The organism is Hydrogenophaga sp. L76, assembly GCF_057654755.1.
The window spans coordinates 2,772,932-2,788,230 of the sequence record NZ_CM172807.1; the positions used below are offsets into that span (position 1 = coordinate 2,772,932).

13 protein-coding genes are annotated in these 15,299 nt (G+C 69.3%); 3 read left to right on the forward strand and 10 right to left on the reverse strand.

Translation table 11 applies throughout. The annotated features are described in order from the left end of the window. Positions 1–24 precede the first annotated feature (24 nt). The 3 genes from AC23D4_RS13300 to AC23D4_RS13310 all read right to left on the reverse strand — a co-directional run bounded on the left by AC23D4_RS13300 (position 25) and on the right by AC23D4_RS13310 (position 3,439). Positions 25–1,275, reverse strand: coding sequence for an MFS transporter (locus tag AC23D4_RS13300; protein ID WP_487623617.1), 1,251 nt, complete (start codon positions 1,273–1,275; stop codon positions 25–27). A gap of 152 nt (positions 1,276–1,427) precedes the next feature. Continuing rightward, positions 1,428–2,762 (reverse strand): (Fe-S)-binding protein, encoded by a 1,335-nt coding sequence (locus AC23D4_RS13305; RefSeq protein WP_472890225.1) that lies wholly within the window; start codon positions 2,760–2,762, stop codon positions 1,428–1,430. After that, the gene (locus AC23D4_RS13310; RefSeq protein WP_472890226.1) at positions 2,759–3,439 is read right to left on the reverse strand and encodes a hypothetical protein; all 681 of its coding nucleotides are present in this window, start codon (positions 3,437–3,439) and stop codon (positions 2,759–2,761) included. Before AC23D4_RS13310 ends, AC23D4_RS13305 begins: the two co-directional genes overlap by 4 nt. Positions 3,440–3,731: 292 nt before the next feature. Between AC23D4_RS13310 and uvrA the strand changes: the two genes are divergently transcribed. Then, positions 3,732–6,722, forward strand: a complete 2,991-nt coding sequence (uvrA, locus tag AC23D4_RS13315) for an excinuclease ABC subunit UvrA (RefSeq protein ID WP_472890259.1) — start codon at positions 3,732–3,734, stop codon at positions 6,720–6,722. Between the two features lie 243 nt (positions 6,723–6,965). Here the strand turns inward: uvrA and AC23D4_RS13320 are convergent, their stop codons facing one another. Further along, a complete protein-coding gene (locus tag AC23D4_RS13320) occupies positions 6,966–7,787 on the reverse strand; it encodes a MipA/OmpV family protein (protein WP_472890227.1) in 822 nt (273 codons plus the stop codon). Positions 7,788–7,877: 90 nt separating this feature from the next. Between AC23D4_RS13320 and AC23D4_RS13325 the strand changes: the two genes are divergently transcribed. After that, a complete protein-coding gene (locus AC23D4_RS13325; RefSeq protein WP_472890228.1) occupies positions 7,878–9,404 on the forward strand; it encodes a CYTH and CHAD domain-containing protein in 1,527 nt (508 codons plus the stop codon). 46 nt (positions 9,405–9,450) lie between these two features. Here AC23D4_RS13325 and AC23D4_RS13330 read toward each other — a convergent pair whose 3' ends face one another. The 3 genes from AC23D4_RS13330 to pyrF form a co-directional block, all read right to left on the reverse strand. Continuing rightward, positions 9,451–10,068: a glutathione S-transferase family protein gene (locus AC23D4_RS13330; protein WP_472890229.1), complete on the reverse strand. Its 618-nt coding sequence runs from the start codon at positions 10,066–10,068 to the stop codon at positions 9,451–9,453. After that, entirely contained in the window at positions 10,065–10,793 is a 729-nt protein-coding gene (locus tag AC23D4_RS13335) for a glutathione S-transferase family protein (RefSeq protein ID WP_472890230.1), read from the reverse strand. The genes AC23D4_RS13330 and AC23D4_RS13335 overlap by 4 nt, the downstream gene beginning before the upstream one ends. A gap of 100 nt (positions 10,794–10,893) precedes the next feature. Continuing rightward, complete coding sequence (gene pyrF / locus AC23D4_RS13340) at positions 10,894–11,733, reverse strand: orotidine-5'-phosphate decarboxylase (RefSeq protein WP_472890231.1); 840 nt, start codon at positions 11,731–11,733, stop codon at positions 10,894–10,896. Positions 11,734–11,795: 62 nt separating this feature from the next. Here pyrF and AC23D4_RS13345 point away from each other — a divergent pair, with 62 nt between their 5' ends. Beyond that, positions 11,796–12,692 (forward strand): DMT family transporter, encoded by an 897-nt coding sequence (locus tag AC23D4_RS13345; protein ID WP_472890232.1) that lies wholly within the window; start codon positions 11,796–11,798, stop codon positions 12,690–12,692. A gap of 79 nt (positions 12,693–12,771) precedes the next feature. Here the strand turns inward: AC23D4_RS13345 and AC23D4_RS13350 are convergent, their stop codons facing one another. The 3 genes from AC23D4_RS13350 to tsaB are packed head-to-tail and all read right to left on the reverse strand — an operon-like array spanning position 12,772 to position 15,142. Continuing rightward, entirely contained in the window at positions 12,772–13,686 is a 915-nt protein-coding gene (locus tag AC23D4_RS13350; RefSeq protein WP_472890233.1) for a uracil-DNA glycosylase, read from the reverse strand. After that, positions 13,683–14,312, reverse strand: a complete 630-nt coding sequence (gene rimI, locus AC23D4_RS13355; protein WP_472890234.1) for a ribosomal protein S18-alanine N-acetyltransferase — start codon at positions 14,310–14,312, stop codon at positions 13,683–13,685. Before rimI ends, AC23D4_RS13350 begins: the two co-directional genes overlap by 4 nt. A gap of 11 nt (positions 14,313–14,323) precedes the next feature. Continuing rightward, positions 14,324–15,142 (reverse strand): tRNA (adenosine(37)-N6)-threonylcarbamoyltransferase complex dimerization subunit type 1 TsaB, encoded by an 819-nt coding sequence (tsaB, locus tag AC23D4_RS13360; RefSeq protein ID WP_472890260.1) that lies wholly within the window; start codon positions 15,140–15,142, stop codon positions 14,324–14,326. Positions 15,143–15,299 lie beyond the last annotated feature (157 nt).

Consider the following 15,299-nt stretch of genomic DNA (forward strand, 5'->3'; position numbering starts at 1 on the left):
TCGTCCGGAAGGACGCGCCGAACGTCAGCGTTTGACGGCTGGCGCCTGCATCGGCCAGGCCGCCACCAGCCACACCAGGGTGGCCAGCGCACAGACGGCGAACAGGCCGCTGGCACCGTGCGCACGCGCCAGCCAGCCACCCACCGCGCCACCGACGAAGAAGCCCACCGACTGCAGCGTGTTGTAGACGCCGAGCGCGGCGCCGCGCGCATGCGCCGGCGCCAGCTTCGACACCAGGCTGGGCTGGCTGGCTTCCAGCGTGTTGAAGCCGATGAAGAAGACGAACATCAGGCCACCCAGCGCCCACAGGCCCGGCGCCACACCGCTGCGCGCCAGCCACCACAGGCCGAACTGCACCACGCCGATGAGCGCGATGGCGATCAGGAACGCGGCGCGCAGCCGGCCCTTGCGCTCCATCGGAAACAGCACGCCGCCCATGACCAGCAGCGAAGCCGCCACCGCCGGCAGGTAGACCTGCCAATGGTCCGCCTTGGCGAGCCCGGCCTGCACCAGCATGGCGGGCACAGCCATCCACATGGCGAGCTGCACCGCGTGCAGCACGAACACGCCCAGGTTCAGGCGCAGCAGGCCGGCGTGGCGCAGGGCCTCGCCGAGCCCGCCACGCACCTGCTGCATGTCCGAAGGCCGGTGCACACGCGGTTCGGGCGGCGCGACCCAGAGCACCACGGCGATGCCCAGCAGGGCCAGCGTGCAGGTCATGCCGAAGATGCCCGGCAGGCCGACCCAGCCCGCCAGCAGCGGCGCGATCACCAGCGAGAGCGCGAACATCAGCGCGATGCTCGCACCCACCATCGCCATGGCCTTGGTGCGCACGCTGTCGCGCGTCACGTCGGCCAGGAAGGCGGTGACCGCGGCCGAAATGGCGCCGGCGCCCTGCACCGCGCGGCCGATGGAGAGCCAGGTGAGATCGGGTGCCCAGGCCGCGATGGCGCTGCCCGCCGCAAACACCAGCAGGCCGGCCACGATGGTGGGCTTGCGGCCGAAGCGATCGGAGGCGATGCCAAAGGGAATCTGCAGGAACGCCTGCGTCAGGCCGTACAGGCCCATGGCGAAACCCACCCGCGCCGGGTCGTCGCCGCCGGGCAGGCGCGCGGCTTCGAGCGCGAACACCGGCAGCACGATGAACAGGCCGAGCATGCGCAGCGCGAACACCAGCGCCAGCGCGCCGCTGGCGCGGCGTTCCTCACCCGTCATGCGGTTGGCATCGGGGGCGGGCGCATCGCTGGAAACAGGGGATGAAGACGTTGAAGACACGGGTCGGGCCGCACGCGGCTGGCTGGGCAACCAGCCTCATACCGGGGGGGTGTTGAAGCAAGCCGGTATTGTGCGCCAAAGGCCCGACCCCACGCCGTTGGCGGGTCGGCGCCGGCCAGGGCCGGTGAGCCCTGGAGCCAGGCGCTGGCGGGTCAGGCCGGCAACTGCCGGGCCACCATTTCGACCACGCTTTCAATCTTCGTGGGCCAGGCGTCGGCTTCGGCGCCCGCCATCACGTTCAGGCGACAACTGCCACAGGACACCACCACCGTGTCGGCCCCGGTGGCGTCGATCTGCTCGCGCTTGATGCCCCAGGCCTGGTGCCGCAAGCCCTCGGCGCGGTTGATCAGGAACACGCCCGCGCCGCCGCCGCAACACCAGTTCTGCTCGGCCGTGGGCGTGGTTTCGCGCAGGTCCATGCCCAGGGCTTTCAGCGCCGCGCGCGGCTCGTCCACCACGCCGCCGTGGCGGGCCAGCTTGCAGGCGTCGTGGTAGGTGATCTTGCGGCTGGGGTCCTGCGGTGGCTGCAGCTGCAGCCGCCCGGCGGTGATTTCGCGCCCCACGAATTCGGACGCCGCCAGCACCTCGAAGGGCAGCGGCTGGCCGTTGGCGAGCCGCGCTTCCCAGCGCAGCGCCGGGTAGGCGTGCCCGCACTCCGGCAGGATGACGGTCCTGGCGCCGATGGCCAGCGCCTCGTCGATCAGGCGCTGGCTGGCCGCCTTCTGCAGCGATTCGCTGCCGGACAGCAGGCCGAAGTTCGCCGCTTCGAACCCCGCGCTGCGCAAGGTCCAGCGCACGCCCAGGTGGTTGAGGATGCGCGCCGTCGCGGCCAGCGCGTCCTGGAACAGCAGCACATCGATCACCGTGGTCACGAGCATCAGGTCGGCCTGCGGTTCGTCCAGGGGGATAGCAATGCCCTGGGCGCGCAGCAGGTCCACCGTCTGCCGGAGTTCGTCGGGGCCGACGCCGAACACCGTGCCCCGACCGGCCTGTTCCTGCGCCACCGCCGTCAACTCCAGGGGCGCCAGCCCGGCCTCGAACAGCGCTTCGCGCATCACGTTCACACCGCGCGCGGTGTTGACCCCCATCGGGCAGATCATGCTGCAGCGCCCGCACTCCGTGCACGAGTCGTAGACCAGCTCCTGCCATTCCTTGAGATCGTCGAGCGTGATGTCGGGCAGGAACAGGCGCTTGAGGGGCGCAAAGGCCGATGTCTCGCGCGCGTGCACCCGGCGCAGCAGGTCCAGCTTGCGGCTGGGGCTGTATTTCGGGTCCTGGGTGCTCTGGTAGAAATGGCAGGCTTCCGAGCAGTAGCCGCAGTTCACGCAGGCCTCCAGGTCCAGCGCCAGACCGCGGTCGGTCTTGGCCCGCATGACCGCCTTGGCGCGGCCCAGGCGTTCGGCGTCGGTCAGCGCATCGGGCTGCGCCATCTCCGGCAGGTGGTGGATGGCTTGCAGAAAGCCATGAAACACATCCATGTTGGTCATGAGCGCACCCCGCGACGGCCAAAAAACGTGGCCAGCTGCATGCGCGCCGGCAGGAACAGGAAGGCGTGCATCAGCTTGCCGAACGGAAACCAGATCAGCAGCAACTCCAGCGTCAGCAGGTGCACCGCCAGCGGGTCCCGGTAGATCACGTGGTCACGCGCCAGGATGGTCGAGGACGGATCGCCGATCACCGCCATGCCGGTGACGAGGGGCAGAAACGTGACCACCCAGGTGATCCAGTCGTCGGCGGTCGAGATCCGTCTCAGCACCGGATCGCTCAGGCGGAACATCAAGGCCATCAGCAGCGACATGATGGTGGCCGCCGCCGCGGCGTACATCACGGCGTCGGGAAAGGCCGGCCACGACAGGCCGGTCAGGCGGCGGATGAAGGCGATGTGGGGCGCATAGCCGAAAACCACCACCGCGAGCCCGATGTGGAACACATACGGGTTCACGGTGACGAGCGTGGCGCTCGGGTGAAAACCGCCACGCGGCAGCATGCGGGTGAACGCTGCGCCCAGCGCCGCACCGGTGCCGAAGGGCTGGCGTTCGGGCGCGCCGGGCGCGACCCGATGGGGCAGGCGCCACAGCGCGAGCAACCGCCAGGCGACGCCGGCGACAAAAATGACGAGAGACAGCGTCAGCAGCGGGCCGCGCACCCAGTCCAGGAAATCCATGGGAACCCTCCTTGTTGTTGTCACCAAAGTTTGCACAGTACGCCCAATCCGCCCGAAAAGCCACGTGCCGGCGCGCGCCGCTGCGCGGTGTGTGGTTCCCGTCATGCCTTGAACGCCACCCGCGTGCGGCGGATGTACCCCGCAAGCGGTCCCGCCGTATCATGTCGGGTTGCCTTTTTGACGCCAGAAACCCGCCCCTGGTGACCCCGCCTTGAACCAGAACCCGACCCCGCTGACCGGCACCGCGCCGGACACGCCGCCCGCCCCGCTCAGCCCCGCCCAAGCCGCCGCCCTGCGCACCGCGGCCGTGCTCTCGGTGCGCGGCGCGCGCACGCACAACCTGAAGAACATCGACCTCGACATCCCCAAACACGCGCTGGTGGTGATCACCGGGCTCTCGGGTTCGGGCAAGTCCAGCCTGGCTTTCGACACGCTGTACGCCGAAGGGCAACGCCGCTACGTGGAAAGCCTCTCGGCCTACGCGCGGCAGTTTCTGCAGCTGATGGACAAGCCCGACGTGGACCTGATCGAAGGCCTGTCGCCGGCGATCGCCATCGAGCAGAAGGCCACCAGCCACAACCCGCGCTCCACCGTCGGCACGGTGACCGAGATCCACGACTACCTGCGCCTGCTCTATGCGCGCGCCGGCACGCCGCACTGCCCGGAGCACGACCTGCCGCTGGCCTCGCAAAGCGTGGCGCAGATGGTGGACACCGTGCTGGCGCTGCCACAGGACACGCGCCTCATGATCCTGGCGCCCGTGGCGCGCGAGAAAAAAGGCGAGTTCCTGGAGCTGTTCGCCGACATGCAGGCCCAGGGCTACGTGCGCTTCCGCATCAACGGCGAGGTGCTGGAGGCCGAAGCCCTGCCCGCGCTGAAAAAGACCGAGAAACACAACATCGACGTCGTGATCGACCGCATCAAGGTGCGCTCGGCCGAGGAAGAGGGCGCCAACCCGCAAAGACAGCGCCTGGCCGAAAGCTTCGAGGCCGCGCTGCGCCTGGCCGAGGGCCGCGCCATTGCGGTCGAGATGGACGGCGGCGCCGAACACGGTTTCTCCGCCAAGTTCGCCTGCCCGGTCTGCAGCTACACCGTGGGTGAACTGGAGCCACGCCTGTTCTCGTTCAACTCGCCCATGGGCGCCTGCCCCAGCTGCGACGGCCTGGGCCACACGGAAGTGTTTGACCCCGAGCGCGTGGTCGCCTTCCCCACGCTGAGCCTGGCCAGCGGCGCCATCAAGGGCTGGGACCGGCGCAACGGCTACTACTTCGCCATGATCGAAAGCCTGGCGGCGCACTACAAGTTCGACGCCGAAGCGGCCTGGGAATCGCTGCCCGAAGCGGTGCAGCAGGTGCTGCTCTACGGCTCGGGCGAAGAAGAGATCAAGTTCAGCTACGCGCTCGAATCGGGCGAGCGCGCGGGCAAGAAGATCAGCAAGAAACACCCCTTCGAAGGCATCATCCGCAACTTCGAACGCCGCTACCGCGAGACCGACTCGGCCGCCGTGCGCGAAGAGCTGTCCCGCTACCGCGCCACCCAGCCCTGCCCCGCGTGCAACGGCACGCGCCTGCGCCTGGAGGCGCGCCACGTGTTCGTGGGCGAGGGCGATCAGAAGCAGCCGATCTACAAGATCAGCCACATCACGCTCGGTGAGTCGCTGGCCTACTTCAGCACCCTGCACCTGCCGGGTGCCAAGGGCGACATCGCCGCCCGCGTGATCAACGAGATCCGCCAGCGCCTGAAATTCCTGAACGACGTCGGCCTGAACTACCTCAGCCTGGACCGCAGCGCCGACACGCTCTCCGGCGGCGAAGCCCAGCGCATCCGCCTGGCGAGCCAGATCGGCAGCGGCCTCACGGGCGTGATGTACGTGCTCGACGAGCCCAGCATCGGCCTGCACCAGCGCGACAACGACCGCCTCATCACCACGCTGCAGCACCTGCGCGACCTGGGCAACACGGTGCTGGTGGTCGAACACGACGAGGACATGATCCGTTGCGCCGACCACGTGATCGACATGGGCCCGGGCGCGGGCGTGCACGGCGGCCATGTGATGGCGCAGGGCACCTGCGCTGAAGTGATGGCCACGGCCGGCTCACTGACGGGCCAGTACCTCAGCGGCGCGCGCGCTATTCGCCTGCCCACACGGCGCACGCCGTGGCTGCCTGTGAACAAAGCCGCTGCGGCGGCTAAGGCGGCGCCGATCAAATCGCGCTTCCCCATGAGCCCGGCGGCCGAGCGCCGCAGCGCGCGCGAGGCCGCACACATCGCCACGCTGGGTGAGCTGCAGGAAATCCGCGTGGTCAACGCCACCGGCCACAACCTGCAGGGCGTGAGCGTCGCCTTTCCGGTCGGCCTGCTCACCTGCGTGACCGGCGTCTCGGGCTCGGGCAAGTCGACCCTGGTCAACGACACGCTCTACGCCGCGGTGTCGCGCACGCTTTACCGATCGCACGAAGAGCCTGCCGAACACGACGCCATCGAGGGCATCGAACACTTCGACAAGGTCATCAACGTCGACCAGAGCCCCATCGGCCGCACGCCGCGCAGCAACCCGGCCACTTACACGGGGCTGTTCACCGGCATCCGCGAGCTGATGGCCGAAATGCCCACCGCGAAAGAGCGCGGCTACGGCCCGGGCCGCTTCAGCTTCAACGTGGCCGGTGGCCGCTGCGAGGCCTGCCAGGGCGACGGCGTGGTGAAGGTGGAAATGCACTTCCTGCCCGACGTCTACGTGCCCTGCGAGGTCTGCCACGGCCAGCGCTACAACCGCGAAACGCTCGACGTGCAATACAAGGGCAAGAACATCGCGCAGATCCTGGACATGACGGTCGAGAAAGCGCACGCCTTCTTCGCCGCCGTGCCCACGCTGCACCGCAAGCTGCAGACCCTGATGGACGTGGGCCTGACCTACATCCAGCTCGGCCAGAGCGCGACCACGCTGTCCGGCGGCGAGGCGCAGCGCGTCAAGCTCGCGCTGGAACTCAGCAAACGCGACACCGGCCGCACGCTCTACATCCTGGACGAACCCACCACCGGCCTGCACTTCGCCGACATCGAATTGCTGCTGAAGGTGCTGCACCAGTTGCGCGACGCGGGCAACACCATCGTGGTGATCGAACACAACCTGGACGTGATCAAGACCGCCGACTGGCTGATCGACATGGGCCCGGAAGGCGGCTCGGGTGGCGGATCTGTGGTGGGGGTGGGCACGCCGGAAGACATCGCCGCCAACGGCGAGAGCCACACCGGGCGCTATCTGGCGCGGCTGCTCAAGCGCTGAAAATCGGGCGAAAGACGCGCAGCCCGATCAAGCCAGGGCCTCCGACCAGAGACACAGAAAAACCGGAGGGCAATCCCCTCCGATGGAGGCAACGTCAACCCAGAGACACCGCGGAACCGAAGCGTGACCCGCAGGAGCGAAGTGCCCCCAACCAGAGATACCGCCGGGCCGGCTTCGCCGGACGGCTGGTATCGCCCCCCTTCAGGGGGGTGGCGCCGAAGGCGACGCGGGGGGGTGCTTCGATCACTTGCTGCGGTAGGCCACGCCAACACCCAGGCCATGGGTGACAAGCCGCCCCACCAGCGGGCTGCGTGCGGTCGATCCGAGCACGCGCGACAAATCCAGCCCGCCAAACACCACCCAATGGGTGCTCAGCGCGGTTTCAAAGTGTGCACCGACGCGCAGGGTTTCCCAGCCACTGCCCAGCCGGTAAGGTTCACGGCCCGTCGCCTGGGCGGCCTCGGTCGAAATGCCGTAGATGGTTCGCTGGTAGCGGGCATCGCCCCAGCCACCACCCAGCGAAAAGTCCAGGTTCGTTCGCTGAGAGACCGGATAGCGGTAGTTCACCCCGGTGTTCAGCCGCGCACCGCCTCCACGGCCCAGCAGGTCCTGGTCCAGGCTCAGGCTCCAGTTCCAGCGTTCACCGAAGGAACGACCGGTGGACACGCGACCGCGCAGGGTGCTTCGCACATCGGGCAGGCCGCTGAATTCGGGGTCACCATCGAACGAGCGGCCGTTGTCCAGTCGCAGCGACGCACCCAGCCGCCAGTCACTGAACACGTCAAACTCCGCGCTCACACCGGTTTCCAGTTGCTCCCGCCCCGCGCGCATGAGCGAGTTGGCCCGCGACCGCGAGACCCGGAACGGACCGAGCTGGAACGCCCACAAGGGCTTGATGTCGTACCGGGTCACGCCGCTGCCGATGTGCCCGTTGGCGGAAACCACCGAGGCACCCAGCAGGTACCCTCTGTCGCCCCCGATCGCGACCTGTCCTTCGGCACGCGCCTGCAGCGCCAGACAGATCCCCAGAATCCCAAAACCCAGGCGCCAATGTGTTGCTGACATCCGGCGATCATAGCCAGCCCGGCTGACGCCAAAGGGCAAATCGGTGAAAGACGCCTGACGGATTTCCCCCATTGCGGCAAACTGGCGGACATGGCACAGGAAACCGAACTCAAACTCGCGCTGTTCGCCCGCGACCTGCCGCGGCTGCTGGCGCATCCGCTGCTCGCGGCCCAGGAGCCGCAGCGCCAGCGCCTGCTCAACACCTACTTCGACACCCCCGACCTGGTGCTGATGCGGCAGCGCATCGCGGTGCGCGAGCGGCGGGTGGGCCGCCGCACGCTGCTCACGGTCAAGACCGCGGGCGCGTCGGCGGGCGGTCTGTCACGGCGCGGCGAGTGGGAGGGTCCGACACAAACCGGCGAACTGGACTTTCCCTCGCTGGTGGACGATGCCGCACTGGCCCGAGCGCTGACCAGGCTCAAACCCCGGCTGGTGCCCCTGTTCCGCACCGACTTCACGCGCCGCAGCTGGCTGCTCAACCATGACGGAGCAGCGATTGAAGTGGCGCTGGACGAGGGCCGCATCACCACCCGGCCGGCGGATACCCGCGGCACGCGCCAGGAACCGATCCTGGAACTGGAGCTGGAACTCAAGAGCGGCCCGGTCGATGCCCTGCTCGACCTGGCGCACACGCTGGCCCTCGGGCCGCAGGGCTGGAGCGCCCAGGGCGTCTGGCTCTATCCCTCGGACCGCAGCAAGGCCGAGCGCGGCCTGGCTCTGTTTCTGGGCCACACGCCCGAGCCGTTGCGCGAAGCACCGCTGCAACTGCCAGCCGACGGCGACCCGGTACAGGCTTTCTGCTCGACGGCATGGGCCTGCCTGGCCCAGCTGCAAGGCAACGTGCTGGGGCTGCTGCAAACACCCGGGACCGGCCCCCTGCCCGACCCGGAGTACATCCACCAGGCGCGGGTGGCGCTGCGCCGCCTGCGCACCGGGCTGCGCCTGTTCCGGCCCTTTCTGCCACGCCGCTTCTCGGCCCACTGGAGCGCCCATTGGCAAACCGCCGCCGGGCAGCTCGGCGATGCGCGCAACTGGGACGTGCTGGCCACGACCTGGCTGCCCCAGTTGCTGGGAGAGGGCCCTCAGGCAGCGTCCCTGACACGCTGGGTCGACCAGGCCCGGGGTGAAGCCAACCAGCGCGCCCGTCAGGCGCTGACCGGGCCCGCCTTTGCACTCGGCCAGCTGGCCTTCGCGCGCGCGCTGCTGGCGCTGCAGGGCCAGGCCCCTCGAACCGGCCAGCCAGCGCTGACCGATTGGGCACACGCCACCCTGCAGCAACGCCACCGCAGCCTGCAGCGCGAGGTGCGCCTCGCGGCGCGACAAGCGGCCACCGAGCGGCACGAGCTGCGCATCGAGCTCAAGAAACTGCGCTACGCCCAGTCCTTCCTGTCCAGCCTGTTGCCGCCCAAGCGGCGGGGGGGCGCGTCACTCAAGCGCGCCCAGGACGTGCTCGGCACCCTCAACGATCTCCACACCGCACAAGCCCTGCTCGCCAGCGCGCCGCCACCCGCCGGGCGGAAGGTGATCGGTCGTTTGCACGAGCTGATGGCGGTGCACCTGGCCGAGCTGCCCGGCGTGCAGCAGCAGTTGCTGCGAACCATCGCCGCCTGGGACTGAAACAGCGCAGCCGGCGCGGAGCGGGGCTCCAGCGCTGTGCGGGGCGCTAGGTTTTTGCGCTCGGCCGTTCGGCCACCCGGTCGCGCCAGGCCTGCAGGACGACAAAACCCAATTCGCCCGCATTGAAGCGCATCAGCTTCGCGAACTCCAGCGCGCAGAAGGCCGTGATGTCGGCGATGGTGAAACGCTCGCCCGCCACCCAGGGCTGGCGCCGCAGCTCGCCATCGAGCCAGGCCGCAGACTCGCGCAGCTTCTCGCCCTGCGACCGGCCGAACTCGGGAAACTGCGGCTGCTCCAGCGGGGCCAGTCCCGGGTGGGTGTGGCGCACACAGTTGGCGATGGGCAGCAAGAAATACCACTCCACGCGCCGGTCGGCCATTTCGATGAAGGCGCGCTCGGTGGCGTCCGCACCCATCAGGTTGGGCGTCGGGTGGCGGCCTTCCAGGTAGGTGCAGATGGCGCGGGTCTCGGTGAGCACGCGGCCGTCGTCGAGCTCCAGCGCCGGCACGCGCGCCAGCGGACTCTTGGCACGGTATTGCTCGCTCTTGTGTTCCTGCGCGTTGAGGTCCACGTTGACCAGCTCCAGACCGTTGATGTTTTTCTCGACCAGGAACATCAGCACACGCCGGGGACTGGGGGCACGCGGCGAGACATAGAGTTTCATGGCGCATCCCCCTGACCGGCAGCGGGTCGCAGACTCTGCCCCATCTCCACCATGCGGCGCGCGTCTTCGGCGAAACGCTGCGCGCCCGCGTCGCCGTCGCGCGTGAGGTCCACCTTCGACGGCGGCTGTTCAATGCCGCGCTGCACCGCGGGGCGCGCCCGGATCGCGTCGCGCCAGCGTTTGAGGTGCGGCAGGTCGTCCATTTCCACACCCGACCAGCGGTGCGTGCGCACCCAGGCCCAGTTGGCGATGTCGGCGATCGAGTAGTCACCCGCCAGGTATTCGTGGTCCTTCAGCTGGCCATCGAGCACCCGGAACAGGCGCTTGCTCTCGCCCTGGTAGCGGTCGATCACGGCCGGGATCTTCTCGGGAAAGTAGCGGAAGAACACATTGGCCTGGCCCATCATCGGGCCGATGCCACCCATCTGGAACATCAGCCACTGCAGCACGCGCGAGCGGCCCTTGGCATCCGCGGGCATGAGCCGGCCGGTCTTTTCGGCCAGGTAGATCAGGCAGGCGCCGGACTCGAACACCGCAAAATCATCGGCCTCGTGGTCCACGATGGCGGGGATGCGGCCGTTCGGGTTGATGGCCAGGAAAGCGGGCGTCTTCTGCTCCCCGGCCGCCAGGTCCAGCACCTGCAGGGTCCAGGGCAGGCCCAGCTCTTCCAGCGCGATGGACACCTTGTGCCCATTCGGCGTGGCGGCGGTGTAGAGGGTGATCATGGGGCGGTGTCCCGTTAGAAGCAGAGCGGCATGGTAGACGGCCGGGCCGCCGCGGGCTGTCGCCTGCGGGCCATTGTTCCGCCAGAGCGCCCGGGAGCGCTCAGCCCCGGGCGGCTTCCAGCACGTTGCGCGTGCGCAGGGCCTCGCTGCGCGCAGCGGCAGCGAAATCTCCACCGCTGGACGCGTAGAGGATGGCGCGCGAACTGTTGACGATGACCGGTCCGGTGGTCGCGTCGCCCTGCCGGCGGTAACCGGCGCGCACGGTGGCCACGGCGTCACCGCCCTGCGCACCCACACCGGGGATCAGCAGCGGCAGCGTGGGCGCGAGTTCACGCACGCGCTCGATCTCTGCCGGATAGGTGGCGCCCACGACCAGGCCGAGCTGCCCGTTCAGGTTCCACGGCCCTTGGGCGAGCCGGGCCACGTGTTCGTACAGCAAGGGCTGGCCGTCCACCGACGCCAGGCGCTGGTTCTGCAGATCGTCACCACCCGGGTTGGAGGTGCGGCAGAGCAGGAACGCACCCTTGCCTTCGTACTTCAGGTAGGGCTGCACCGAATCGAAGCCCATGAAGGGTGAGAGCGTCACGGCGTCGGCGCCGTAGCGTTCAAAAGCCTCGATGGCGTACTGCTCGGCGGTGCTGCCGATGTCGCCTCGCTTGGCGTCGAGGATCACCGGCACCTGTGGCGCCACCGCACGCATGTGCGCCATCAGGCGTTCGAGCTGGTCTTCGGCACGGTGGGCGGCGAAGTAGGCGATCTGCGGCTTGAAGGCGATCACGGTGTCGGCCGTGGCCTCGACGATCGCGGCGCAGAAGTCGTAGATGCGGCTGGCGTCGCCACGGAGGTGGGCGGGAAACTTCGCCGGATCCGGGTCCAGACCGACGCAGAGCAGGGACTGGTTCTGGCGCTCTGCCGCGCCGAGCATGTCGAGAAAGGTCATGGCCCGATTTTAGGTGGCCCCAGGCGACAGGCATGCACCGAAAGCCCCCTAAGATCAGACCGATGCACGCCCTGTCCCGCCAGCAACTCATCCTGCTCGTCCTGCTCACCCTGGTCTGGGGCCTCAACTGGCCGATCATGAAGATCGGCGTGACCGGCTTCCCGCCCCTCACTTTCCGCACCATCTGCATGTGGCTGGGCCTGCCGGTGCTGGGCTTGTTTCTGCTGTGGCGCAAGGTGCCGTTTCGCATCGATCGTGTGCACTGGCGCGAGCTGGCTGTGCTCACGGTCACCAACATGTTCTTCTGGCACACGCTGGCCATCCTGGCGATCCAGTCGCTCTCCAGCGGCCGGGCGGCGATCCTCGGCTACACGATGCCGGTGTTCTCAGCCTTGCTCGGTGCGGCCTGGTTCGGCCAGCGGCTGGCGGGCCGTGCCTGGTTCGGCGTGGCCGCTGCGGCGCTGGGCGTGGTGCTGCTGCTCTGGCACGAAGTCAGCACCCTGTCGGGCCGGCCGCTGGGCGTGTTCATGATGCTGGTGGCGGCGGCCACCTGGGCGCTGGGCACGCAGCTGATGCGCCGCACCCGCATCGCACACCCGACGCTGGCGATCTCTTTCTGGATGACCGTGGCCACCACGCTGTGGATGACGCTGCTGGCGGTGGTCTTTGAGCGCGACGCCTGGACCCTGCCATCGGCGCCCATCTGGGGCGCCATCGTCTACAACGCCATTGGCGTCTTTGCGTTCGCCCAGGTGGTCTGGCTGATGCTGGCGCGCGACCTGCCACCCATCGCCTCCACGCTCTCGGTCATGTTCATCCCGGTGCTGGGCGTGTTCAGTGGCGCCTGGTGGCTGGGCGAGGTGCTGCACTGGCAGGACTGGACCGCCGTGGTGCTGGTGATGCTGGCGATTGCGACCGTGTTGTGGCCGACGCGGCCAGTGAGCGCAGAACACCGCTGAAATCAGCGTGTTCAGGCACCAGGGCCGAACGGCGGCAGGGATGCGCTGAAGTCAGTGACCGGGGACCAGGCGGCCTGCGTCAGACGGCCGCGGGTGTGTCCTCGGATGCGGCCGCCGTCTCCAGCGCCAGGCACAGGTCGGCCCAGGCCTTGGCCTTGTCGGTGGGCGTGCGCAGCAGGTAGGCCGGGTGGTAGGTCACGATGACCGGCACACCCTGGTAGCGGTGCACCTGCCCGCGCAGCTTGCCGATGGGTTCGCTGGTCTGCAGCAGCGACTGCACGGCGAAACGCCCCATGGCGAGGATGATCTTGGGCTGCACCAGCGCCACCTGGCGCGCCAGATAGGGCTCGCACATCGCCACCTCTTCGGGCAGCGGGTTGCGGTTGGCGGGTGGCCGGCACTTGAGCACGTTGGCGATGTAGGCGGCCTGCGCGCCACTGCCGCTGCGGCTGCGTCCGACGGCGCGCAGCATGTTGTCGAGCAGCTGGCCGGCCACGCCCACGAAGGGTTCACCCTGCAGGTCCTCGTTTTCGCCGGGTGCTTCGCCGATCACCATCCAGTCGGCCTGGCGGTCGCCGACACCGAACACGGTGTTCTGGCGGCTGCGGCACAGGCCGCAGGCTTCGCAGCCCGCGACGGCGGCTTCCAGCGTGGGCCAGTCCATGGCGGCCACGTCCGCCGGGCGATGCCTGGCCGTTGCGGCAACGGGCTGGGGCACTGCCACCACCGCTTCTTTCACCGGCGGCCGCACCGGTGCGGGCCGGGCGGCGGGTGCAACGGGCGCTGACGCTGGCGCAGGCGCGGGTGCGCGCTCCACCGAGGTGGACGGCGCTTCGGCCGCCACGGGCGCAGTGATTTGGGCGGCCACGGGCGGCCTGGGCGCCCAGACACGCACGCCCATCTCGGCCAGCATGGCGCGCTGGCGCGCATCGAGCAGCGGCACGAACGAGGCGTCGGGGCGGTCGGCTGGATCGTTTGTTGCGGAGTCGTTCATGCCACCGCCCCGCCTTCGGCCTGCGTCACCAGATTGAGGCTCATGACCACCGCGTCTTCGCGCTGGAACTGGCCGGCCGGGTAATAAGCGCGGCGCATGCCCACCTGCTGGAAGCCATACCGTTCGTACAGGGCGCGCGCCGGTGCGTTGCTGGCGCGCACCTCGAGCCACAGCCACTGCGCGCCCCGGCCACGCGACCACAGCGCCAGCGCGTCGAGCATGAAGCGCGCCCACCCCTGGCGCTGGTGCGCCGGCGCCACCGTGATGTTGAGCAGGTGCACCTCGTCCACGCCGGGCATGGCCACCAGGTAACCGAGCAGCACACGGCCGTCGGCCCGCCGGGAATGCACCGCCTCGCCCGGCAGGGCTTCGCCCAGCAGCATCACCGCCGGATAACCCGAGGCCAGCGAGTCGGCGAAGTGCTTTCGCGTCCAGGGGTGGGTGTAGGCGGACTTTTCCACCTCACACACCGCGTCCAGGTCGGCATCGGTCACCACCTCGAAGGCGATGCGGCGCTCCGCAGCCGGTGCGGGGTGGGCGCAGGCGTCGGCGCGGGGCCAGTCGCTCGCGGACCACACGGGCACGGTCGGCGCGCTGTCGGACGGCATCGCTGGAAACCGGCTCATGTTCGTCACCCTCAGGCGTCCAGCGGCGACACCGCCGACACGGGCACGGACAGGCGCACCAATTGCTCCAGCCGCAGGCGTTCGCGCTCGGCCGTGGTCTGCGCCACCTTGTCGCGCACGTAGAGCGGCAGCGCCTCGTGCGCGGCCACCGCCTGCCCGGCAGTCAGCAAGGCCGGCGCCAGGCGCAACAGGGCCGCCGCCGTGGGCAAGGCCACCTGCCGTTCGCCCGCGAGGTCGCTGAATTGCGCACCGTAGCTGGCAAACACATTGCCCGCGAGCAGGCAGTCGCCAGCGGCCAGCGGCCCGGGCAGCGCCTGCTTCAGCCACTCTCCGAGATCGGCCGGCGAACACAGGCGCGGCGGCTGCAGCGGCACCGGATCCAGCCCCTGCGGTCCACACGCGTAGAGCGCCACATACATCTCGTCCATGCGCGCATCGAGCAAGGCCGCGATCACGCGCGGTGGCGCCTGCCCGGCCAGTGCCCGCTGGTGGCGCGCTTCTTCGGCCAGCGCCAGCAGGGTGTCCACCGGCAAGACCGGCACACCGCCTTCGCGGCCCGCGCCCCGGGCGCCATAGGCCAGGCCCTGGGCGACGGCGCAAGCGGTGCGCAAACCGGTGAACGAGCCGGGCCCGCGCGCAAACACCAGCGCATCCAGCGCCGGCAGTGCCCACCCGGCCTGTGCCAGCAGCGACTGCACCACGGGCAACAGGGTGGCCGAGGCCTGCGCGGCGCCCGGACCGGTGTGCTGCCACAGCGACTCGCCGGGCGCCCCGCTGCCCAGCGCCACCGAGAGGATGTCGGTGCTGGTTTCGATGGCCAGCAGGCGCAGCGAGGGGGAAGCTGGGGAGACGGCAGAGAGCATCCGGCCATTATCGGCGAGCCGCATCCGCGGCTTCGTTCGTCGTCGCAAGCGCTGTTGCCCGATGCAGGCGCCGGACGGCGTCGCTCTTTGCACGCCAGCGCCACCACCGGGTCCCATAATTCCC